Genomic DNA, 21,773 nt, shown 5'->3' on the forward strand with positions numbered 1-21,773 from the left:
AGCGGCTTCCTGTCATTGGCCAAGAGGTAAGGAGTTGGCGACCAGTGTAAGAAGCTTTTATTACAATTTTATAACACGATACGGAAGGATGGGGGCATCCCTGCCCCGGATAACGAGGTGGAACGCTTAGAACTCGTAGCCCACCGAGACCTTAAAGGTACGCGGTTCGCCCTGAGTGATGTAGGTGCCGGAATCGTCCACGCTTGACCAGTAGTTTTCGTTGGTCACGTTGTCGATGCCCGCGCGCACCGTCATCTGGTTTTCATTGTGGTTCACCGCGAAGCGATAGCGCATGCCCAGATCCAGCGTGGTGTAGCTGTCCAGCTTTTTGGTGTTCGCGAGGTCGGCATACTGCGCGCCGGAGTGGTTAACGCGCGCGGTAGCGGTCAGGCCCTCAATCGGCTTAATGTCGTACTCTGCGCCCAGCACGGCGTAGAAGTTCGGGATACCGATCGCGTCGTTCCCCTGGTTCACGCCGTTTTTGGTTTTGGTCAGCTCGGCCTGCAGCCAGGTGGCGCTGGCGTTCAGACGCATCCCGAGCGTTGGTTCGCCGAAGACGTTCAGCTCCACGCCACGGTTACGCTGTTCAGCGTCCAGGCCGTAGTGGCCGCTGTCGTCGAGGATCGCCGACGGCATTTTGATCTCAAACAGCGCCAGGGAGCCGCCCACGCGGCCAAAGTCCGCCTTTACGCCCACTTCATTCTGCTTAGAGTGAACGATACCGGTGCTCTGGCCGTAGTTGTTCGCTGAGCGAGGCGCGGTTTCACCGGGCTGTAACGCTTCGGTATGGTTGGCGTAGAGCGAGATTTCCTCCCACGGTTTATAAACCACGCCATAGGTTGGCATCCAGCGGCTGCCGTCAAAACCGTCCGCGTCGTTTTCCGCACCGGTAATTTTGTTGTACCCGCGAATCACCACTTTCTGATGGCGTGCGCCTGCGGTAAACAGCAGCCTGTCGTCCAGCACGCCCAGGGTATCGCTCAACAGCCAGCCCTGCGTGCGGGTGCGCCCGCTGGTCAGCGGATCGCTGTATTTGCCGCCTGAGCCGTTGAAGTTAGAGCTGTCCGGCATCGCGACGCCGGTGTTGTGGTAAATGTTGGTGGTCGGGTTATCCGCCGTCGCCGACATTTTCCAGGCGATTTTTTCGTTTTTGGTCATCGCGGAGTACCCCACGTTAACCTTGTGCGATACGAAGCCGGTAGTGAAGTTACCGCGAATGCCCGCCATGCCGCTGACGGAATCGCTGATACGGTTGGTATCAAGACGGCTGACCACCGCATTACCGCTTTTATCCATCAGCTTCGGCGCGCTGTAGATCCCCTCTTCGTGCGCGTGCTGCGCGCCGAGGCCGGTATAGGCCGTCCAGCTATCGGTGATGTCATACTCGCTGCGCCACATCCCGAACTCGTTTTCGATATCGCTGTAGGCCCACTTCTGCGAGAAATTGCGATCGTTCTTCGGTGGTTCAGGCACGAAGTCCACCGCCGAGATGTTGACGCTGGTCGGGCTGCCGTGGAAGGTTTTTTTCTGATAGCCCAGATCCAGGGAGGTGCGGAAACGGTCGCCGTTGTAATCCAGACCGGTAGAAAGCAGCGTGGTGCGGCGGCGGTCGTTCGGCACGCCGGTTTCGCCTTCACGATGCACAAGGTTCACCCGCGCGCCAAAATGGTCGTTATCGCCAAAGCGGCGGCCCGCATCCAGCGTGGTGCCAATCTGGGAATCCGAGGTGTAGTCCACGCCCACTTTCGCCTGCGGGGTGTCGCCCGCGTGTTTTGGCTCAAGGTTAATCATTCCGCCCACGCCGGAGCTTGCCGCGCCGTTCATCAGGGAGTTTGCCCCTTTGAAGATCTCGATGCGGTCGACCATCTGGGCATCCACCACCTGACGCGGCAGCACGCCGGACAGGCCGCCAAAGGTCATGTCATCGCCGTCAAACTTCAGGCCGCGGATGCGGAAGGTTTCGGCGCTGTTGCCATACCCCTGAACGAACTGCACGCCCGCGTCGTTAGCGACCACGTCAGCAATGGTTTTTGCCTGCTGATCCTCCACCAGCTTCGAGGTGTAGCTGATGATGCTGAACGGCACGTCCATGGCGTTCTGCTGACCGAGCATCCCCATGCGGCCGCCGTTGGCTACCTGACCGTCGAGGAAGGCGGGTACCAGCTGGTCGCCGCCGGGCGTAAATTCACTGGCCGGAGACGACTGAACAACAATGGTCTCCTCTTTTTTCTCATCCGCCGCGAAAGCGGAGTGTGTCACCGCGCCAACGGCAAGCGCCAGCAGCGTTTTGTGCATTGTGGTGTTGTTCATAGTGAGCTCTTAAAGTGCGCGCAAAAATGGCCCGTCGTCGGGCCTTAGAATTTAATGGATGAAATGCAAATGAGAACTATACGTATTATCTATGCGTTATCAAGCGTCGCTGCGCATTTCTGGATGAGAAAAAAGTTTAAGCGTTGAGAGGGGCCGGGAAGACGGGTAAACGTGACGCGCAACCACCCCGCGCGCGGGGTGATTGCTAAGTTATTATTTCTTCTTGTAAATATCTGCGGTGCCGTGAATTTTGTTGTTCGTGTTACCGGAAGTCAGCACCAGCACGTCTGCGCCTTCTTTATCGGCTTTCTCGATCAGCTCTTTTTTCGCGTCATCAACCGAGACTTCATTAGACGTATTCACCGTGCCAATTTTTTCATACTGTGATTCTACTTTTTCGAAGTCATTTTTTGTCATCAGTTCAGCGGCAAAAGCGTTAGTGGTGAACAGAAACGCGGTTCCCAGCAAAACAGCAGTCGTTTTTTTCATAACATTTTTCCTTGAGATTAAGCAGCAATTACGAAAAGCCCCGCCATTCAGAGCGAGGTAGTATGAGCATGGTAGAGGAACGGCAGAATTGCCATAGCCTAAGGAAAATACTGTTATAACAGACAATTGTGCTGTCAAAAATGCGCGGTAACTCGATTTTCGGGTTGGGTGTCCCAAATATGTCCCTTAGGAGAAATGAGGAGGGAGTAAAGCAGGCGAAATGCTATGAAATTTAATGGCACGCCCTGTAGGATTCGAACCTACGACCTACGGCTTAGAAGGCCGTTGCTCTATCCAACTGAGCTAAGGGCGCACGGAGAAGAGTGTACTTCGCGGTGATGAAACGCCTGGAATTATACGGTCAATGCGTAGTGAGTCAATGCCTTTTCCGTCTTCTCTGCCGATAATAACTAGCTGATTGTAAATACGGCTGTTTTTTCAACATTTACCCCCTTTCTCCTGCTGCGAAAAGGCTTAGCCGCTTTTAAGTAACGCCTGCTGTTTTCCTGTTTGCTTCGCCTTCACACTGTCCTGCGGTATCCCGGCCGCCAGGAGGCCGGAATAAAACAGGACGACGGAGTGACGGCGCCAAATCAGACATGCTTCCCCTCGTGCGTGCAGCACATCTCACGCGACATTACCGGCATCAAGCTTGAACCCATTGTCGCCCTCTCCTCTTCACGCACCGTGGGGGCCGAAGTGCTCAGCGTGCTGTCAGGGCATCAGCAAAGTGAAGGATTTTTCCACAACTGGTCCGCAGCCCGCGCGCTTATGCTGCTGGAAGCGCAGATCGCCGCGTTAAAAAACCCCTTTCCCTGTGACAACCTTTTCATAAATTTGCCGATAACAGTTCTGATCATCCCGGAAATGTTCCAGCGTTTACTGGAACTTAACAGCCCGCCGCTGAACATTGAGCTCACAGAGCCAGCCTCGTTCTTTTCGCTCTCAGAAACGACGCGTCTGAGGGTGGTTTGTGCGCTTGAGCAGCTGACCGCGCGGGGGCACCGGATCTGGCTGGACGATATTGACGAGGCGTCGGGTCGCGCATTTTTACCCTGCCGTCTACCGTTAAGCGGGATAAAAATCGATAAAATCGCTTTCTGGCGTTTACGTACAACGCCGGCGCTGACGGAGTTGGTCACTCTTTGTTCGAAAATCGCTGCGGATGTGCTTATCGAAGGCATTGAAACGGAAAAGGATCGTGCGTGCGCGCTTCAGGCTGGCGCGCGCTTCGGTCAGGGATATTATTGGCCATCCTGGAGATGGCAGGAGGACTGAACGGTCATCGCCAAGAGGGAAGCTATGCGAATGACAGTACGCCGTTACCGGCGGCGTCGGACAGGAAGTGATTCACTGGGTTTTACGCACTCGCCTTTTGCTCTCCCATTTTTTGATCGTCTCGAATATTTGAGCCAGTCAATCAACCAGACCCGCAAAACCGATGCTCCCTTTATCATTCTGGTCACGCAGGATAATTTTTTCCGTTCCGGTTTTCTGAGCGGACAGTCGCCCCTCAGCAACTGCTGTGACTATCCCACGCTGGAAGCCGCCCTCAGCGATTTAAATCACTGGCCTTCTTCACGTCTGGTGGTCGACATAGAGAGCCGCGCCTCTCCGCTAATCGATCTGCTGGACCGATTAAGACGCCACAGCCTGTTCCCGCCCTACCTGACGCCCTACCTGCTTATCCGCGCTGACGACTACGACACACGCCTGTTTTGCAAAGCGGCCGGCCCTTTCCACGTGCTTGAACGGCAGCTTACGGCCCCCGCCATGCAGCAAGTGCTTCTCGAAACGCCTGCGCCTCCCGGCCAGCGGAAAGAGTGGTTTTCGCGTGAGGAGTGGCCCATCCTGCAGGCGCTGTCGCGGGGAAATTCCCTGCGGCAGATCGCACAGTTACAAAACCGCCCCTACAGCCGCATTATTTACCGTCTCAGCTGCATTCTGGCGAAACTGGGGCTGAATCATCGGCACGAGTTGCTACATCTTCTCAACAACTTATCAGATTTCACGTATTAACGTATTCAGTAACCCTATAATTCCTAAAGGGCTTTAGGAATTTACTTAGGATATATGTTAAATTTATGTTATTTTTAACATAAGTTTCGATTTTATAACTATTCCTAATTTCTCCGTTTGAACCATGTGAAATGCTGCATTTATAAAAAACGCCAGCGCTTTAATCCATGCGTTAAGGATTTGGCGCTTGCGTTAACAGGATGATAATGGTGTAAAAACAATCGATTCAGCTGTAAAAGAAGCCCATGTGACGGTCAGGGAACAGCAGATCCTGCTGCTGAGGTTCCTCAGGCGTCCAGCCGGGATCGGGTCTAAAAAAGGGAGAAAAAGCACGCGGGACGGCGGCACTAAAGGGTGTTAAACGTCCGAGGAGGAGGCTATCAAAGCGCCATTTCTGTTAACATTTTTGCAACACACAGGAAGATCGTTTATTTTTTGTTATTACATAAAGACGAAAGCGTGTGGTAAATGCAATATCAGGATAATTTTGCTAATTTTAAAAAATTAGCGTTTCAGATCCAGAAGATAATAATCAGCAATACAGCGATATTAATTTACAGGCTTTTCGGACAATACTTAAGCGGTATAATAAGACGTGTTTGACGCACGAATAAGAAAAATCATTTTGCCCTGACCAGCCTTATGAGATAACTGCGCTGAGGCATTGATATCACACTACGTAAACAAGGATGCTTTCGCTCTTCACCGGGACATTTACCGTAGAAGGATCTGCGCAATTATCCTTCCGGCTTTTCGAGAGTTTTTACAAAACTCAGCATAACGCTTTTAACAATCTGAGGCATAAAAAATGAAACCGGCATCCGTTATCATTATGGACGAACATCCTATCGTCAGAATGTCGATAGAAGTCCTGCTACAGAAAAATAAAAATATCCAGGTAAAGCTGAAGTCAGGCGACAGCCACGAAGTGCTTGACTGTATACGTAACCACCCTATCGACCTGGTCATTCTTGATATTGAAATGACAGGCACGGACGGGTTCGTTTTACTCAAAAGAATCAGGAACTTAAACAAAGATATTAAAGTGCTTTTCCTCTCTTCAAAATCGGAAGCCTTCTATGCCGGCCGCGCCATTCGCGCCGGGGCCAACGGTTTTGTCAGCAAGCGAAAAGATTTAGGAGAAATTTATAACGCGGTGGAAATGATCCTGATGGGCTATTCTTTTTTCCCGTCAGAAACGTTGAGCTTTATAAATCATCTGGGCTCCCGGACAGGCGCCGCTGCGGATATGCCATTATCGAACCGTGAAGTCACGGTGCTGCGATACCTGGCGAACGGATTATCAAATAAGGAGATTGCGGATCAATTATTACTTAGCAACAAAACAATTAGTGCCCATAAGTCTAATATCTATTCCAAGCTGGGTGTGCAAAGTATCGTTGAATTAATTGATTACGCGAAAGCGCACGAATTACTCTAACCGGATCCTCTCCCTGCAGCGAATAACCGTTACAGGGAGAGCTAACGTGATTAATTATAATTAATCATAAAGGTTGCATCCGCGTCGGCGCGGCCCGGCTGCGGGTTATCTGCCGTGGCGATATAATTGGCATAAAACGACAGCTCAGCATTTCCCTGCGCATCGATCGCTACCGGCTGGCTGGCCTTCTGCATCGTGAGGCGCGTCTTATCCCTGTCACGGATCTCCACCGCAACGTTGCTGGCCGCACTGGCATCATTTAACGCGAGCAGGCTGCTGTCGCGCCCGTCAACCTTACCCGTAAACGTTACCGACGCCGCCCCGGGCGGACAGCCGGTTAGCTTAAGGGTGAACGGCACGGGCTGCGTTCGGCTGCCCGTGGTGTTGAGCTGTTTCGTCGGCCAGGTGCCGAGCGTGACGGTTTTATTGCTGTCGTCCCCCTCCGCCACGCAGGTAAAATCCACTATATTGCCGTAGAGCTGAATGTTAATTTCCCCAAGCGCCGTCTCTGCCTGCGCCTGTGCGCAAAGCGTCAGGAGCGCCAGAGAGATATACCGCATCTCGTTTCGCATACCTGCTCCTTAGTCGTAATCAACGCGCAAATAGCCGCGAGAGGTGAAGCGTCCCTCGGCCGGTTTTTTACCCGTGACGCTGACGGGCCACGCGCGGATCCCCACCTTTGCCTGAGCGCTGTCGTCCAGGCGGAACGGGATTTTGCTGGTCAGGTTGTTTGGCGTCAGCGGTACGCCGTTTTCATTGGCTATCACAAATCCCACGTCCGCGTTATCGGAGACCAGCGTACTCCCTGACACCTTCTCCGCTTCGACGCGCATCGTGAGCATGGCGTTCGCCTCAACGTTGGTGCATTTGATGGCGATGGTTTTGCTCTGCGCCGAGACCCCCTCCGGCTTGTTCCCGATGCCCGCCTTGCTGAACAGGGACGCGCCAATATCGCCAAAATCGAACTCCACCACGTTCCCGGCATTAATTTCACAGCTCTGCGGCACCTGAATAATGCCGCTGTAGCTGATGGTATAAACCGGCGTGGTGAGCGGATCCGATGCCGTCGTCGTGACGTAGACCCGGAACATGGTCGCATGCGGAATAACCACCATATTGATAAAGCGCCGGGTGACCTTCAGACGGAATACGAGGCTGGAATCCTGTACGCCAAACGGTCTGTTTTTGGAAACATTTGGGTGGCTACCCATCTGAATATATTTTTTTGGGGGGTAAAAGACGCCAGCGTAGCTGTCGGTAATTTTCATGGCCCCGTCCAGATAGTCGTTAAGCTTCAGATACTGGTAGCCGTCGCTGGTGCTGGTGATCGGGTAATCGGTAACGTAGCTGCGCTTGGTGGTGTTCCCTGACGTTCCCTTGGGGCAGACGGCGTTGACGCCTACCCACTGAGATTTCTCGCTAAGCGTGACGACCTGCCCCACCTGGTTATTGGAGCTATTGAATTTGTCCGTCAGGTCGTAATGCACCTCGGTTGGCACGCCTTTTTCATTGACGCAGACGGTGGCGAAGGCGTTAGTCACGGGCATTAACGCCAGAAGGGATAACCCCAGATAACGGATTTTAATCACAGCGGATCCCCTTAAGTGTGATCGCCTGTTGCAGGCTCTGTTCCGGCAAGCTGTAGGGCGCACGGCACTGGGACTGCTTCCCGTCGCCCCACTGAATCAGCAGTTCCCCTTCCAGCGGCAGCCCGCTCAGGTAAATCTGCCCGTCATCTCCCACCATGCTGGTTACGCCGCTTTGCGTCTCACGCACCACGGCGCCAAACGGCACGGGCTGGTTATCGCGCTTCACGGTGAGCAGCGCGCGCACGCCGATGCGGGTATCGAAGCTGGCGCGCACCAGCGCCCCGTTCGTCGGCACGACGCTGGAGACGTTATTTTCAATGTCGGTATTGTTGCTCATGGTGTTGGTGTCGAGCGCCACGCGGTTGTAGCGGTACACCGTGGCGTACGGCATCACCGCATAGCCACGCCAGTCCGTTTTGACCCCGGTCTGGTTTTCGACGCTTACCCCTGAGGCGCCCGGCGCTTTGATCAGCACGTTGGTATCCCCCAGCGGCTGGCTGAACGTCACGCCGTCTGCGTGCCCCACCACGCCGCCGGAAAGCTGCCAGTTGAAATCGTGACGGTCGCGGGAGTAGTTGTAGCCCGCGCCCAGCGTGCCGTACGTTGCCTGCCAGCTGGCGCTGGCGCTGCCGCTTGCGCCGTTGTTGCTGGTGTGGCCCTGCGTGACGCTGTAGTTCAGGTTACGATCGTCGAGCAGGGTGCCGCTCACGCCGGTCTGCCAACTGGTATCGCCGTCGCTGCTACGGCTGGCGGAGGCGGTGGCATAGGCCCGGTCGATCGCGCTATCGCGGCGGTAGCCGTGACGGGTGAACAGGCTGAACGGTACCGAGACATTGAACGAGGCAATACGGTCGGTTCCGTCAATCCCGACGGCCTTGTTCCACGACCACGACAGGGAGTAGTTGACCCCCTTCACCCCGCCCGCATAGCCGAGCTGGTACCAGACGTTTGACTCGCTGGTGCCCCAGTAGCTTTGCTGGCTGCCTGACACGTAAACCGAGCCGTAATCCCCGAGCGACTGAGAAATGTTGAGCTGGAAACGACCTTTTTTATTCAGCGTCAGGTTATGGTAGCTCTGGACGTCCGGCACGCCGTCATCATCCCGATCGTCGCCATACTGATAGCCTTCCATAGAGCGCCAGGCCACGTCGTCGAGGGTATAGAAACCTTTGGTGGAGTAGCGGTACCCCAGCAGCTGGAAGTTGGTGCCAAATCCGTTAAGGGATTTGGCGTACAGGAAACGCAGGGACTGCCCTTCATGGCGGCTGTCGTCTGCCAGCTGGCTGCGGGCGTGGGTAAGATCGAGCGAGACCGCGCCCCAGTCACCGAGGTTTTTCCCGGCACCAATGGCAATCGCCGTATAACGCGAGGCCAGCTGCGTCCCGCCGTACAGCGTGTAGCCGTCGGCAAGACCCGCAATCATTGTTCCCTGGGCGAAGAACGGGGTGTCCTGCTCGCTGTTACCGCTGCGATAGTCCCCCGCCACCAGATCGTACTTCCAGCGTCCTTCACGCTGGAGCAGCGGAACGGTGGAGTACGGGACGGTGTAGCGCTGCTGGCTGCCGTCCTTCTCTTCTACCGTCACCTCCAGGTCACCGCTTGAGGAGGTCGGGTTAAGATCGGTAATGGCAAAAGCCCCCGGCTGCACGTAGCTCTGGTAGATAACGTATCCGTTCTGGCGGATGACGACCTTGGCGGGGGTGCGGGCGATCCCGCGCACGGTAGGCGCGTAGCCCTGAAGGCTGTCCGGGTACATGCTGTCGGACGAGTAGAGTCGCCCGCCGCGAAAACCGACGCTGTCGAAGACGTCGTTACCGGTGTTGCTGTCGCCGAGCACCAGCTCGCTTTTCAGCGGAATGACCGTGCGCTGCGCCCAGGTGCCGATATTTTGCCAGCTGCTGTGCCGCTGGCCGTTGCTTTCGGTGTAGCGCCACGCGCCGTTGTTGCGTAATCGCCACGCACCGTAGTTCAACCCGCTTTGCAGGTTCAGATAATAGCTGTCGTCGTCGCTGCCGCGGTTGCCGGTAAAGCTGTAGTTTACCAGCGCGGCAGGAATGCCTTCATCCCACTGCTCGGGCGGGATGTAGCCCCGGGCGCTGTTTTGCATCGCCACCTGCGGCAGGCTGACGTTCAAACGCTGCGACGCGAAGTTGAACGCCGTTTCGCTGCCGGGAATAGCCGTGGCAAGCGGCACGCAGGTGTCGCCCTGCACGTTGCTCAGCTCCGGGAAGGCGGCGATATTGACGCCAAAGCGGTCGAGCATCGCGCGCGTAATACAGGGCGCCAGGCCGCCCGCAACCGGCGGCGTGTTGTCGGCTTGCTCAAAGCGCACGTCCTGGGTGCCGATAAACTCATCGTTACGCCAGATATCGACGCGATAGACGCCCGGAGCCTGCTGGTGGCCCTTTTCAAAGCGCGACAAATCCGCCACGCTCGCCGCGTCATCGGAGAGAAACGCCGGGTTAAAGTAGCTTTCGCCCCAGCCGGCATGCGGCCAGAGCGTTGCCATCAGTGCCAGTGCAACCGGGCAGTAACGCCATTGAGTGTTCATCGCCCTGTCTCTGCTCACAGGCTGACGCTACGCGCCGGCGTAATGGCGCCATAGTCGTTTACGCTCTGCCAGGAGAGCGTGCCGCTTGCCGCGGACGGCAGCACCTGCTGGGCCGAGCTTTTCGGCGCGACCATCAGGTTGTCCAGCGTCTTACCGCCAAGCTTCAGATTGACCAGCGTGACGTAATACGGCGAGGCATTGCTCACCTTAAGGTGGTTGCCGGCGCGCTCAAAACGCAGCTGCGAGAGCGCCTCTTCTGGCGGCATCGCCAGGTTAGCCGGGCGAACAAACAGCTTGATGCGTGACAGAATGGCCAGCTGCAGTACGTTGTTGCCGTCCTGATTTTTTTTGCTGACGGACGGAATCGCTTTGACGTTCATGTAAAAGAGCGATTCGCGATCGGCGGGCAGCGCCGGGCCGGCGTAAATAATGCGCAGCGTGTTTTCGCTGTCCGGCTCGCTGACAAACAGCGGCGGCGTGACGGCAAAGGTTTTTTCTTTTTGCCCGTTCGCATTTTCAATCCACGCGTTAATTAAATAGCGCTCTTTTTTATTGCTGTTGGTGATCGCCAGCGACGTTTGTTTTGCATCGGCCGGATAAATAACGCGCGTCGCGCCCAGCGCAATTCCGCCGGACGCATTCGCGCTGGCAGAGATCGTCATCAAAATAAAAGTTAAAAACAGTCCAGGTTTAATCAGGGTGTTCATCACAACCGTACCTTTAATAATGGGTTCGCAGGCGTCAGGGATAAATCAGCGTAAACCAGACATTCGACTGAATATTGCCTGGCACAAGGTGTTCGGAAATTACGCGGTAGCGGGCGCTAAAATGAAATGCCAGCTCCGGGGCGTTAACGGGTAACCAGCTGACCGCCGTCGCGTTCGGGATGATCTGACGCTGTTGGTCGTCAAAAAGCGCCAGCCCGACCCCGCTGCTGACCGCGTTTTCCCCCGGCCGCGATGTCGCCAGGAAAACCTGCGGATCTTCTGCGGGCGTCACCCCCTGGAACTGGATCCCCACGGTGCGGGAGACATCCACGCTGCAATCCAGCAGCCTTACGGTGAAGGGCACGTTAACCGTGGAAAAACTGCCGACGCCGGAAAATGAGTTCGTGCGGTATTGCCCCATATCCACGCGCATGTTCTGGCTGTCCGGAGCCACGGCGCAGCCGCCGTTGACCAGTTCTCCTCTGAGGTGCACTTTGCCGCCGTCAATCACAACGGTATGTGCGTTTACCGCTGGGGCAATCGCAAGGGCAAACAGCAGTATCCCAGTCCTTGTCATCCTTCGCTCCCGGTATCAGCGATTAAAAGACCTCCTCCCTGAGGCCAGCCACGTCCCTGTAAGCAGGCATTACTCGTATTTCATTACGAAAGTAGCGTCCGCGTTTGCCTGGCCTGGCGCGGTGGTCGCAGCCGTGGCTTTATAGCGCGCGGTGAAGTTCAGGATGTTGGTCCCTTCAATCAGGCTCTGCGCCGCAGAGAAGGAGGAGCCGTCTGGGGTCAGCGTGGTGGATTTGCTGTCGAGGATCTCAATGCCCACGCCTTTCGCGGAGTTGTCGTTGTTACCGGAGCTTACCGCCAGCAGGGTTTTGTCGGTTGCGTCGATCTGACCGGTGAACGCAACAGCAGCGGTTTTCGCTACCGCAGGATCGCAATCGTTCAGCTCGATGGTGAACGGAACGTTGGAAGAGGTATCACCGACTTTGGTGAATTTCGCGGTACGGTACTGACCGAGCTTAACCGTCTGCTCGGAAGAGTCAGTATTTACTGAACACGCGGCATTCACTAATTCACCTTTAAAATGCACGGTACCACCGTTAACGGTGACAGGGGTAACAGGATCTTCTGCGTGAGCGGCACCCGCGACCAGGGCCAAAGTTGCAATAACAGTAGAAGCAATGTTGCTGAGTTTCATGTCTATTCCTTTAAAATGTAAATAACCCTTCCCGTAAACGATCGGGAATAAGAAATACGTTCAATTAAAAAATTGAAGGCTTATTTCGGAGGAAACAAAGTAGCTCAGGAATGTATTTTGTAATATGTCAAAACGCTGCCATTTAGCCAGGTCACATCCTAATCCCAACTAAGAAATTGACCATGCCCCAGGAAGGGATTTTGCGGTTCGTTGATGAAATCTGGCAAAGGGTGACTGACAGCGGCCCTCGCTTCTGACAAAATACGGGCAATCCCCCCTTTCTAACGTTACAGACGGAATCTTCTCTCTGATGGCAGCAACGATTATTGACGGTAAAACGATTGCGCAGCAGGTGCGCTCTGAGGTCGCGGAAAAAGTGAAGGCGCGTAAAGCGGCCGGATTTCGCGCGCCCGGGCTGGCCGTTGTGCTGGTTGGCAGCAACCCGGCTTCGCAAATTTATGTCGGCAGCAAGCGCAAAGCGTGTGAAGAGGTGGGCTTCGTCTCCCGCTCTTACGATCTGCCGGAAACCACCAGCGAAGCGGAACTGCTGGAACTTATTGACACCCTGAATGCCGATAAAGCAATCGACGGCATCCTGGTTCAGCTGCCGCTGCCTGCGGGCATCGACAATGTGAAGGTGCTGGAGCGCATCGCCCCAGACAAAGACGTTGACGGTTTTCACCCGTATAACGTCGGCCGCCTGTGCCAGCGCGCGCCGCGCCTGCGTCCGTGCACGCCGCGCGGCATCGTAACGCTGCTGGAGCGCTATAACATCGACACCTACGGCCTGAACGCCGTGGTGATTGGCGCCTCCAACATCGTGGGCCGCCCGATGAGCATGGAGCTGCTGCTGGCGGGCTGCACCACCACCGTCACCCACCGCTTCACCAAAAACCTGCGCCACCACGTTGAAAACGCCGATCTGCTGATCGTCGCGGTCGGCAAGCCGGGCTTTATTCCGGGCGAGTGGATCAAAGAGGGCGCAATCGTCGTGGACGTGGGCATTAACCGTCTCGAAAACGGCAAGGTGGTCGGCGACGTAGTATACGAGGATGCCGCCGCGCGCGCGTCTTACATTACCCCGGTCCCGGGCGGCGTAGGCCCGATGACGGTAGCAACACTCATTCAGAATACCTTGCAGGCGTGCGAGGAGTATCACGACGTAGAGGACGCGTAATCATGGCAACTTTTTCTTTAGGTAAACACCCGCACGTTGAGCTGTGCGATCTGCTGAAGCTGGAAGGCTGGAGCGAAAGCGGCGCGCAGGCGAAAATCGTGATTGCCGACGGCCTGGTGAAGGTCGACGGCGTGGTGGAAACCCGCAAGCGCTGCAAAATTGTCGCGGGCCAGACCGTAAGCTTTGAAGGTCAGAGCGTGACGGTTACGGCCTGAGCTGTCTGATGCCCTCACCCTAACCCTCTCCCACAGGGAGAGGGGATAAACATCCCCCCACACCCATCGCGGTTAATTATCGATCAACTTCAAATAATCACTTTTCCCTCTGGCGAAATGTGAAAATTAAGTTGCACGATTTTCAGACTTTCCCCACGATAAGTAGAACGTTCTACTAAAACGTTCTACTTACAATAACGGCGCTAAAAAAGCGCTACTCGGGGGAAGTCAGCATGAGTCTGATATCAGGGTTTGTTAAATCGTTGTCTAAGCTATCGATGATTGGTCGCGCCTTAATGCTGCCAATTTCACTGCTTCCCGCCGCTGGCCTGCTGCTGGCCTTCGGCGACAAGTTCCACCTGCCGCTAATGATGAACGCCGGCGGGGTTATTTTTGATAATCTGCCGATGCTCTTTGCTATCGGCTCTGCCGTGGGCCAGGCATCGGAATCGGGCATCGCCGCCCTCTCTGCGGCGGTCTCGGTGTTTGTTACCAACATCACCATTAGCACGGTGCTGAGCATTACGCCGGAAATGGCCGCTCAGGGCGGGAAATACGCCATGGTGGTCGGGATACCGACCTTGCAGATGGGCGTCTTTGGCGGGCTGATCTGCGGTATTCTCGCCGCAGGGTGCTATAACCGCTTTCATACCATGCAGCTGCCGGAGTTTCTCGGCTTCTTCTCCGGCAAGCGTTTTGTGGCAATTGCGACGGCGTTTCTGTCGTTCCTGCTTGGCCTGCTGCTGCCGTACGTCTGGCAGCATATTCAGTCCGGGATAGACGCCCTGTCCGTAGTGGTGAATGGTGATAACCAGGCGGCCTCGACCTTTATCTTCGGATTCGTGGAGCGCGCGCTGATCCCGCTCGGCCTGCATCATATCTGGTATCCGTCCTTCTGGTACTCGTTTGGCGATTACACCACTCAGGCGGGACAGGTGATCCACGGCGACCAGACCATCTGGTTCAAGATGCTTGAAGAGGGGGTGAAATCGTTCAGCAGCGACACCTACCAGAACGCCGGTAAGTTCATGCAGGGTGAGTTCCCGCTCATGCTATTTGCGCTCCCTGCGGCGTGCCTGGCGATGTACCACGAAGCGCACGCTAAAAACAAAAAAATCGCGGCCGGTATTCTGTTCTCGGCGGCGCTGACCTGCTTCCTGACGGGGATCACCGAGCCGGTAGAGTTCACCTTTATTTTCGTGGCCCCGATCCTGTACATCTTCAACGCCGTCATGGCGGGCCTGGCGTACATGACCATGTACCTGATGCACGCGCATATCGCCAAATCCTTCTCGGCGGGCTTTATCGACTACCTGTCGTTCGGGATCCTGCCGTCGTTTAACGGCTATCAGACCAACTTCCTGAACGCCATCATCATCGGCATTCCGATGGCGCTGATCTACTACTTCACGTTCCGCTTTGTGATCCGCCGTTTCGACGTAAAAACACCGGGTCGTACCGAAGTGACCGCCAACGTGAATGACAAGTCCGATTCCGAACTTGCCACCGAAATCATCACACTGCTGGGCGGCGCGCAGAACATCGACTCCGTCGGCGCCTGTATCACCCGCCTGCGTCTGGAAGTGGCGAAGAGCGAGGCGGTGGATAAGGATGGTCTGAACGGGCTTGGCGCGCGCGGCGTGGTATTCGTCGGCGACAACGGCATACAGGTGATTTTCGGTGCCAGAGCACAGTTTATCGCCCAGACCATGTCCACGATGATTGGCAAATAATAAGATGCCTGAAGGAGTCGTCTCCTGTACGCTGGGGGACGCGCCTTATCCGGCTGATATTCGGTTAATTTCAGGGAGCGGTTTTGAAGAAAGTCAGCATTATTGATGTTGCAAAGCATGCGGGCGTGTCGGTCTCCACCGTCTCGCTGGTGCTGCGCCAGAAGGGAAAAATCTCAGAAGCGACGATCGGGAAGGTCAATGCTGCCATCGATACGCTGGGCTATGTTCATAACGTCGCCGCTGCCAACCTCCGCGCCAACACCTCCAACGTAATCGGCCTGATCCTGCGAGACTTTAGCGACAGCTTTTCCATCAAGGTGATGGCGAGCATCGTCCAGGAGCTGGAGAAGCAGGGCTATATGGTTTTTCTCGGTCAGCCGCTGAACGACGGTGAACACCTTGAGCGGACCCTGCTCTCTTTTAAGCAGCAGGGCGTGGCGGGTGTTATCTACCTGGCGTCGGATACCCGCACCGCAGCGCTGCCGGAACACATTCGCCAGTGCCCGCTTCCGCTTGTCGCGGTGTCGCAGTCTTTGCTGGACGAGAAATGCAACCTAGTCATGCGCGATAACCGCCAGGCGGCGAGTCTCGCCGCTCGCTACCTAATCGGGCGCGGGCATCGCAACATCGCCTACATCGGGGGGCGCGACGGCTGCCGCATCCGCGAGGAGCGTCTGCTCGGTTTTCGCAGCGCGATGACGCAAAACGGGCTGGTCTGGCGTGACGACTACTCCCCGGCCTGCACCGACGACACGCGGGCGGCTGCACTGGTGACTCGCCAGCTGCTGGAGAAGAACAATACGATTACCGCCCTGCTCTGCCACTCGCCTGATGCAATGATCGGCTCGATAACCGGCATTCACCAGGTGGGGCGTACGGTGGGGAAAGATGTCTTCTTGACGCAGCAGGTGGCGCTGATTGGTTTTGAAGATATGCTCCACGTGAACCTCACGTCACCGTCGTTTACCTACGTTTCGTCTGCCAGTGAAGAGACGGGCCGCCAGGCCGCGGGGTTGATGATCCGCAAGCTAAAAGCACCTGAGCTGCAAACCCAGCGCATTACCCTCTCCGGGCAGCTTATCGCGCGCGAGTCGGCGTAAAATCAGAATTTAGCACGGGTTTGCCGGAAGGAAACTGCTGCTATATTTCCATGATTTGCCATGGATAAATGCAATGCCTACCGTTATCACCCACGCCGCTGTTCCCCTGTGTCTGGGCTTAGGGCTCGGAACAAAAATCATCCCTCCCCGCCTGTTGTTTGTCGGGATCGTCCTCGCCATGCTGCCGGATGCCGACGTGCTGGCGTTTAAATTCGGCGTTGCCTACGGCAATATTTTCGGCCACCGGGGCTTTACCCATTCGCTGCTGTTTGCCTTTGTGGTGCCCATACTCTGCGTGCTGGCGGGTCGACGATGGTTCAGGGCCAGCCTGACGCGCTGCTGGCTGTTTTTAACCGTGTCGCTGCTGTCGCACAGCCTGCTGGATTCTGTTACCACCGGCGGGAAAGGCGTCGGCTGGCTGTGGCCATGGTCAGATGAACGCTTCTTTGCGCCGTGGCAGGTCATAAAAGTCGCGCCGTTTGCGCTGTCGCGCTATACCACGCCTTACGGGCATCAGGTCATTATTTCGGAACTGCTGTGGGTGTGGCTGCCGGGGGCGGTACTGATGGGGTTGCTGTGGTGGAGAAAGCGTGCGCGCTGATGCCCTCACCCCGGCCCTCTCCCACGGGGAGAGGGAGAAAACCTAACAATTCCCTCTCCCTGTGGGAGAGGGTTAGGGTGAGGGGAAATTACTTACGACGCCAGGTGGTACCCTGCGGGCCGTCTTCCAGAATAATACCCATCTCGGTCAGACGGTTACGCGCCGCATCCGCTGCCGCCCAGTCTTTCGCCTGACGCGCCTCGAAACGCGCCTTAATCAGCGCTTCGATTTCCGCCACTTCGCCGTCGTCCGCCTGCGCGCCGCTTTGCAGGAACACGTCCGGCTCCTGCTCCAGCAGGCCGAGCACGGAAGAGAGCTTACGCAGATGAGACGCCAGCGCATTGGCCGCTGCCATGTCCTCTGACTTCAGGCGGTTCACCTCACGCGCCATGTCGAACAGCACCGAGTAGGCTTCCGGCGTGTTGAAGTCGTCGTTCATAACCTCAATGAAGCGGGCTTCGAACGCCTCGCCGCCTGCGGCCGGAACAGACCGGTCGGTGCCGCGCAGGGCGGTGTACAGACGTTCCAGCGCAGAGCGCGCCTGCTTCAGGTTCTCTTCGCTGTAGTTCAGCTGGCTGCGGTAGTGGCCGGACATCAGGAAGTAGCGCACGGTTTCCGCGTCGTAATACTTCAGCACGTCACGCACGGTGAAGAAGTTGCCCAGCGATTTAGACATCTTCTCGCGATCCACCATCACCATCCCGGAGTGCATCCAGTAGTTCACGTACTCGCCGCCGTGCGCGCAGGTAGACTGCGCGATTTCGTTTTCGTGGTGCGGGAACATCAGATCCGAACCGCCGCCGTGAATGTCGAAATGGTTACCCAGCTGTTTGCAGTTCATCGCTGAACACTCAATGTGCCAGCCCGGACGGCCTTCGCCCCACGGGGATGGCCAGCTTGGTTCGCCCTCTTTGGACATCTTCCACAGCACGAAGTCCATCGGGTTTCGCTTCACGTCAACCACGTCGACGCGCGCCCCGGCCTGGAGCTGCTCCAGATCCTGGCGGGAAAGCGCACCGTAGGTTGGATCCGTCGGCACCGAGAACATGACGTCGCCGTTGTCCGCCACATAGGCGTGACCGCGCGCGATCAGCTTTTCGGTGATCTCGATAATTTCATGGATGTGGTGGGTTGCACGCGGCTCGCTGTCCGGGCGCAGAATATTTAAGGCGTCAAAGTCCTTGTGCATTTCAGCGATCATGCGATCCACCAGCGCCACAAAGCTTTCTCCATTTTCATTAGCGCGCTTAATGATCTTGTCGTCGATGTCGGTGATGTTGCGCACATACTTCAGGTTATAGCCCAGGAAGCGCAGGTAGCGTGACACCACATCGAACGCGACAAAGGTACGGCCATGGCCGATATGACAGAGATCGTAAACCGTAATACCACACACGTACATGCCGACTTCCCCGGCATGGATAGGTTTAAATTCCTCTTTTTGGCGCGTCATTGTATTAAAGATTTTTAACATCGAAGATTCCATGTAAACACGTGTGTGGATTGTTTGTTCCTTATAATACCCATAATTGGGAGCACGGTCAGCACACAATGCAAGGTGATCGTGTCCTGTGGTTATGCTATAACAAGCCCCTATATGTGACCCGAGCACGGGTCGACGCACCACAATAACGGAACAGGATGCAAAAATGGTTACTTTCCACACTAATCATGGCGATATCGTAATCAAAACCTTTGATGACAAAGCGCCTGAAACAGTTAAAAACTTCCTGGACTACTGCCGCGAAGGTTTCTACAACAACACTATCTTCCACCGTGTGATCAACGGCTTTATGATCCAGGGCGGCGGTTTCGAGCCTGGCATGCGCCAGAAAGAGACCAAAGAAGCGATCAAAAACGAAGCGAACAACGGCCTGAAAAACACCCGTGGTACGCTGGCAATGGCCCGTACTCAGGCCCCGCACTCTGCAACCGCACAGTTCTTCATTAACGTGGCGGACAACGACTTCCTGAACTTCTCTGGCGAAAGCCTGCAGGGCTGGGGCTACTGCGTGTTCGCAGAAGTGGTTGAAGGAATGGACGTGGTCGACAAGATCAAAGCCGTTTCTACTGGCCGCAGCGGCATGCACCAGGACGTTCCTAAAGAAGACGTTGTGATCACAAGCGTGACCGTCAGCGAGTAATTCGTGGCGACACTCTTTATTGCGGATCTGCATCTGCAAACGGAAGAACCGGCGATAACCGCCGGTTTTCTGCGTTTTTTACGCGGTGAAGCGAAAAGCGCCGACGCGCTGTACATTCTGGGCGACCTGTTTGAAGCCTGGATCGGCGACGACGATCCGAACCCGCTGCACCGTGAAATGGCAGCCGCCATCAAAGCGCTGGTTGATAACGGTGTCCCCTGCTATTTCATTCACGGCAACCGTGATTTTCTGATCGGCAAGCGCTATGCCCGCGAGAGCGGCATGCTGCTGCTGCCGGAAGAACAGGTGCTCGACCTCTATGGCCGCAAGGTGTTGATCATGCACGGCGACACGCTTTGCACCGACGATACCGGCTATCTGGCGTTTCGCGCCAGGGTCCACACCCCGTGGATCCAAAAACTGTTTCTCACTCTGCCGCTCTTTATCCGCAGCCGCATCGCCGCCAGAATGCGCGCGGGCAGCAAAGCCGCCAACAGCAGTAAGTCGATGACCATCATGGACGTTAACCCGCAGGCGGTGGTTAGCGTGATGGAGAAGCATCGCGTCCAGTGGCTGATCCACGGTCATACCCATCGCCCCGACGTGCACTCCCTTGTCGCCAACGGCGAGCCCGCCCATCGCGTGGTTTTAGGCGCGTGGCACAGCGAAGGATCAATGGTAAAAGTGACGCCGGAAGGTGTGGAGCTGATCTCCTTCCCGTTTTAACGGCTTCTCGTCTTTTCGCCCATTTCTCAACCACGCAACCGTTTTCCTTGCCGGTATTACATGCTATTCTCTGTGCCCTCGAAAGCAGTGTGTTCCGCACCACAGGAGTTTTAAGACGCATGTCTTCCCGCAATAATCCGGCGCGTGTCGCCATCGTGATGGGGTCCAAAAGCGACTGGGCTACCATGCAGTTCGCCGCCGAAATCTTTGAAATCCTGAATGTTCCGCACCACGTTGAAGTGGTTTCCGCACACCGCACGCCGGACAAACTGTTCAGCTTCGCCGAAAGCGCCGAAGAGAACGGTTACGAGGTGATCGTTGCCGGTGCGGGCGGCGCAGCACATCTGCCGGGCATGATTGCCGCTAAAACGCTGGTGCCGGTACTGGGTGTGCCGGTACAGAGCGCCGCATTAAGCGGAGTCGACAGCCTCTATTCTATCGTCCAGATGCCGCGCGGCATTCCCGTCGGCACGCTGGCAATTGGCAAAGCGGGTGCGGCAAACGCCGCGCTGCTGGCGGCGCAGATCCTTGCCACCCACGATAAAGACCTCCACCAGCGCCTGGCGGACTGGCGTAAAGCCCAGACCGATGAGGTGCTGGATAACCCGGATCCGCGGGGTGCGGCATGAAGCAGGTTTGCGTTCTCGGTAACGGTCAGCTTGGCCGTATGCTGCGCCAGGCCGGTGAACCGCTGGGTATTTCCGTCTGGCCGGTCGGACTGGATGCCGAACCGGAAGCCGTGCCGTTTCATCAGAGCGTGATCACCGCCGAGATTGAACGCTGGCCGGAAACCGCCCTGACGCGTGAACTGGCGCGCCATAACGCCTTTGTAAACCGCGACGTGTTCCCGATCGTTGCCGACCGCCTGACGCAAAAGCAGCTTTTCGACAAGCTCGGGCTGGCAACCGCGCCGTGGCAGTTGCTGTCCGATAAAAGCGAGTGGAGCGACGTCTTCGCGATGCTGGGCGAGCTGGCGATTGTGAAGCGTCGCGTCGGCGGCTACGACGGTCGCGGGCAGTGGCGTCTGCGCGCGCACGAAACCGCAGAGCTGCCGGATGACTGCTACGGCGAGTGCATCGTTGAGCAGGGCATTAACTTCAGCGGCGAAGTGTCGCTGGTTGGCGCGCGCGGCCACGACGGCCGTACGGTGTTTTATCCCCTCACGCACAACCTGCATCAGGACGGCATTCTGCGCACCAGCGTCGTCTTCCCGCAGGCCAATGCTGACCAGCAGGCGCAGGCGGAGGAGATGCTTTCAGCCATCATGCACGAGCTGGGCTACGTGGGCGTTATGGCGATGGAGTGTTTCGTCACGCCGTCGGGTCTGCTGATTAACGAACTGGCCCCGCGCGTACATAACAGCGGCCACTGGACGCAAAACGGCGCCTCCATCAGCCAGTTTGAGCTGCACCTGCGCGCCATTACCGACCTGCCCCTGCCGCAGCCGGTGGTAACCAGCCCGTCGGTGATGATCAACCTGATCGGCACCGATCTGAACTACGACTGGCTGAAGCTGCCGCTGGTGCACCTGCACTGGTACGACAAAGAGGTTCGCGCGGGCCGTAAGGTGGGTCACCTCAACCTGAACGACACCGATACCGATCGCCTGAGCGCCACCCTGGAAGCGATCGTCCCTCTGCTGCCGCCAGAGTACGCGAGCGGCATTGTCTGGGCACAATCAAAGCTCAGGTAAGCCCTATCTGCGCCGGGGAGTTGACCTTCCCCTTCCCCGGCGTACAATTCCCGCCCATTGCTGCTCAG

The 21,773-nt window shown here is 56.4% G+C and carries 21 protein-coding genes and 1 tRNA gene; 12 read left to right on the forward strand and 10 right to left on the reverse strand.

Translation table 11 applies throughout. The features are described from left to right. Positions 1–126 precede the first annotated feature (126 nt). The 3 genes from MOQ06_RS12480 to MOQ06_RS12490 form a co-directional block, all read right to left on the reverse strand. A complete protein-coding gene (locus tag MOQ06_RS12480) occupies positions 127–2,310 on the reverse strand; it encodes a TonB-dependent siderophore receptor (protein WP_242173331.1) in 2,184 nt (727 codons plus the stop codon). A gap of 213 nt (positions 2,311–2,523) precedes the next feature. Further along, positions 2,524–2,799 (reverse strand): DUF1471 family periplasmic protein YahO, encoded by a 276-nt coding sequence (gene yahO / locus MOQ06_RS12485; protein WP_148419378.1) that lies wholly within the window; start codon positions 2,797–2,799, stop codon positions 2,524–2,526. Positions 2,800–3,035: 236 nt separating this feature from the next. Next, positions 3,036–3,112, reverse strand: a tRNA-Arg gene (locus tag MOQ06_RS12490). A 302-nt stretch (positions 3,113–3,414) separates the two neighbouring features. On the opposite strand from MOQ06_RS12490, the gene MOQ06_RS12495 reads away from it, so the two are divergent. From MOQ06_RS12495 to fimZ, 3 genes are all read left to right on the forward strand, one after another. Further along, on the forward strand, positions 3,415–4,077 hold the full coding sequence (locus MOQ06_RS12495) for an EAL domain-containing protein (protein WP_242174430.1): 663 nt from the start codon (positions 3,415–3,417) through the stop codon (positions 4,075–4,077). 24 nt (positions 4,078–4,101) lie between these two features. Next, positions 4,102–4,818, forward strand: a complete 717-nt coding sequence (locus tag MOQ06_RS12500) for a response regulator transcription factor (RefSeq protein WP_148419379.1) — start codon at positions 4,102–4,104, stop codon at positions 4,816–4,818. A gap of 808 nt (positions 4,819–5,626) precedes the next feature. Continuing rightward, positions 5,627–6,259 (forward strand): fimbria biosynthesis transcriptional regulator FimZ, encoded by a 633-nt coding sequence (fimZ, locus tag MOQ06_RS12505; RefSeq protein ID WP_148419380.1) that lies wholly within the window; start codon positions 5,627–5,629, stop codon positions 6,257–6,259. Positions 6,260–6,309: 50 nt separating this feature from the next. Here fimZ and sfmF read toward each other — a convergent pair whose 3' ends face one another. The 6 genes from sfmF to fimA form a co-directional block, all read right to left on the reverse strand. Beyond that, a complete protein-coding gene (gene sfmF / locus MOQ06_RS12510) occupies positions 6,310–6,831 on the reverse strand; it encodes a fimbria assembly protein (RefSeq protein ID WP_242173334.1) in 522 nt (173 codons plus the stop codon). A 9-nt stretch (positions 6,832–6,840) separates the two neighbouring features. Beyond that, positions 6,841–7,848, reverse strand: a complete 1,008-nt coding sequence (gene fimH, locus MOQ06_RS12515) for a type 1 fimbria D-mannose specific adhesin FimH (RefSeq protein WP_242173337.1) — start codon at positions 7,846–7,848, stop codon at positions 6,841–6,843. After that, positions 7,841–10,399 carry a fimbrial biogenesis usher protein gene (locus MOQ06_RS12520; protein ID WP_242173339.1) on the reverse strand — a complete coding sequence of 853 codons (2,559 nt, stop codon included), beginning with the start codon at positions 10,397–10,399 and terminating at the stop codon, positions 7,841–7,843. Before MOQ06_RS12520 ends, fimH begins: the two co-directional genes overlap by 8 nt. A gap of 14 nt (positions 10,400–10,413) precedes the next feature. Then, positions 10,414–11,106, reverse strand: coding sequence for a type 1 fimbria chaperone FimC (gene fimC, locus MOQ06_RS12525; RefSeq protein ID WP_176610997.1), 693 nt, complete (start codon positions 11,104–11,106; stop codon positions 10,414–10,416). 34 nt (positions 11,107–11,140) lie between these two features. Next, positions 11,141–11,683: a type 1 fimbrial protein subunit FimI gene (gene fimI / locus MOQ06_RS12530; protein WP_148419384.1), complete on the reverse strand. Its 543-nt coding sequence runs from the start codon at positions 11,681–11,683 to the stop codon at positions 11,141–11,143. Positions 11,684–11,752: 69 nt separating this feature from the next. Continuing rightward, a complete protein-coding gene (fimA, locus tag MOQ06_RS12535) occupies positions 11,753–12,316 on the reverse strand; it encodes a type 1 fimbrial major subunit FimA (protein WP_148419385.1) in 564 nt (187 codons plus the stop codon). 310 nt (positions 12,317–12,626) lie between these two features. On the opposite strand from fimA, the gene folD reads away from it, so the two are divergent. The 5 genes from folD to MOQ06_RS12560 all read left to right on the forward strand — a co-directional run bounded on the left by folD (position 12,627) and on the right by MOQ06_RS12560 (position 17,142). Beyond that, complete coding sequence (gene folD / locus MOQ06_RS12540; RefSeq protein ID WP_148419386.1) at positions 12,627–13,493, forward strand: bifunctional methylenetetrahydrofolate dehydrogenase/methenyltetrahydrofolate cyclohydrolase FolD; 867 nt, start codon at positions 12,627–12,629, stop codon at positions 13,491–13,493. Positions 13,494–13,495: 2 nt separating this feature from the next. Beyond that, the gene (ybcJ, locus tag MOQ06_RS12545) at positions 13,496–13,708 is read left to right on the forward strand and encodes a ribosome-associated protein YbcJ (RefSeq protein WP_023334767.1); all 213 of its coding nucleotides are present in this window, start codon (positions 13,496–13,498) and stop codon (positions 13,706–13,708) included. 233 nt (positions 13,709–13,941) lie between these two features. Next, positions 13,942–15,441 (forward strand): PTS transporter subunit EIIC, encoded by a 1,500-nt coding sequence (locus tag MOQ06_RS12550; RefSeq protein WP_242173341.1) that lies wholly within the window; start codon positions 13,942–13,944, stop codon positions 15,439–15,441. 83 nt (positions 15,442–15,524) lie between these two features. Continuing rightward, positions 15,525–16,541: a Mal regulon transcriptional regulator MalI gene (gene malI, locus MOQ06_RS12555; RefSeq protein WP_176611000.1), complete on the forward strand. Its 1,017-nt coding sequence runs from the start codon at positions 15,525–15,527 to the stop codon at positions 16,539–16,541. Between the two features lie 73 nt (positions 16,542–16,614). Next, positions 16,615–17,142: a metal-dependent hydrolase gene (locus tag MOQ06_RS12560; RefSeq protein ID WP_242173344.1), complete on the forward strand. Its 528-nt coding sequence runs from the start codon at positions 16,615–16,617 to the stop codon at positions 17,140–17,142. Between the two features lie 88 nt (positions 17,143–17,230). On the opposite strand, the gene cysS is transcribed toward MOQ06_RS12560, so the two are convergent. Next, positions 17,231–18,616: a cysteine--tRNA ligase gene (gene cysS / locus MOQ06_RS12565; protein ID WP_176611001.1), complete on the reverse strand. Its 1,386-nt coding sequence runs from the start codon at positions 18,614–18,616 to the stop codon at positions 17,231–17,233. Positions 18,617–18,791: 175 nt separating this feature from the next. Here cysS and ppiB point away from each other — a divergent pair, with 175 nt between their 5' ends. From ppiB to purK, 4 genes are all read left to right on the forward strand, one after another. Next, a complete protein-coding gene (gene ppiB / locus MOQ06_RS12570; protein WP_000256009.1) occupies positions 18,792–19,286 on the forward strand; it encodes a peptidylprolyl isomerase B in 495 nt (164 codons plus the stop codon). Positions 19,287–19,289: 3 nt separating this feature from the next. Further along, complete coding sequence (gene lpxH / locus MOQ06_RS12575; protein WP_193355947.1) at positions 19,290–20,012, forward strand: UDP-2,3-diacylglucosamine diphosphatase; 723 nt, start codon at positions 19,290–19,292, stop codon at positions 20,010–20,012. Between the two features lie 119 nt (positions 20,013–20,131). Beyond that, positions 20,132–20,641 carry a 5-(carboxyamino)imidazole ribonucleotide mutase gene (gene purE / locus MOQ06_RS12580; protein ID WP_148419392.1) on the forward strand — a complete coding sequence of 170 codons (510 nt, stop codon included), beginning with the start codon at positions 20,132–20,134 and terminating at the stop codon, positions 20,639–20,641. Then, positions 20,638–21,705 carry a 5-(carboxyamino)imidazole ribonucleotide synthase gene (gene purK / locus MOQ06_RS12585; RefSeq protein ID WP_176611004.1) on the forward strand — a complete coding sequence of 356 codons (1,068 nt, stop codon included), beginning with the start codon at positions 20,638–20,640 and terminating at the stop codon, positions 21,703–21,705. Before purE ends, purK begins: the two co-directional genes overlap by 4 nt. Positions 21,706–21,773: the final 68 nt, after the last annotated feature.

The sequence above is a fragment of the Enterobacter sp. I4 genome (assembly GCF_022669095.1).
Lineage (GTDB): Bacteria > Pseudomonadota > Gammaproteobacteria > Enterobacterales > Enterobacteriaceae > Enterobacter > Enterobacter pasteurii.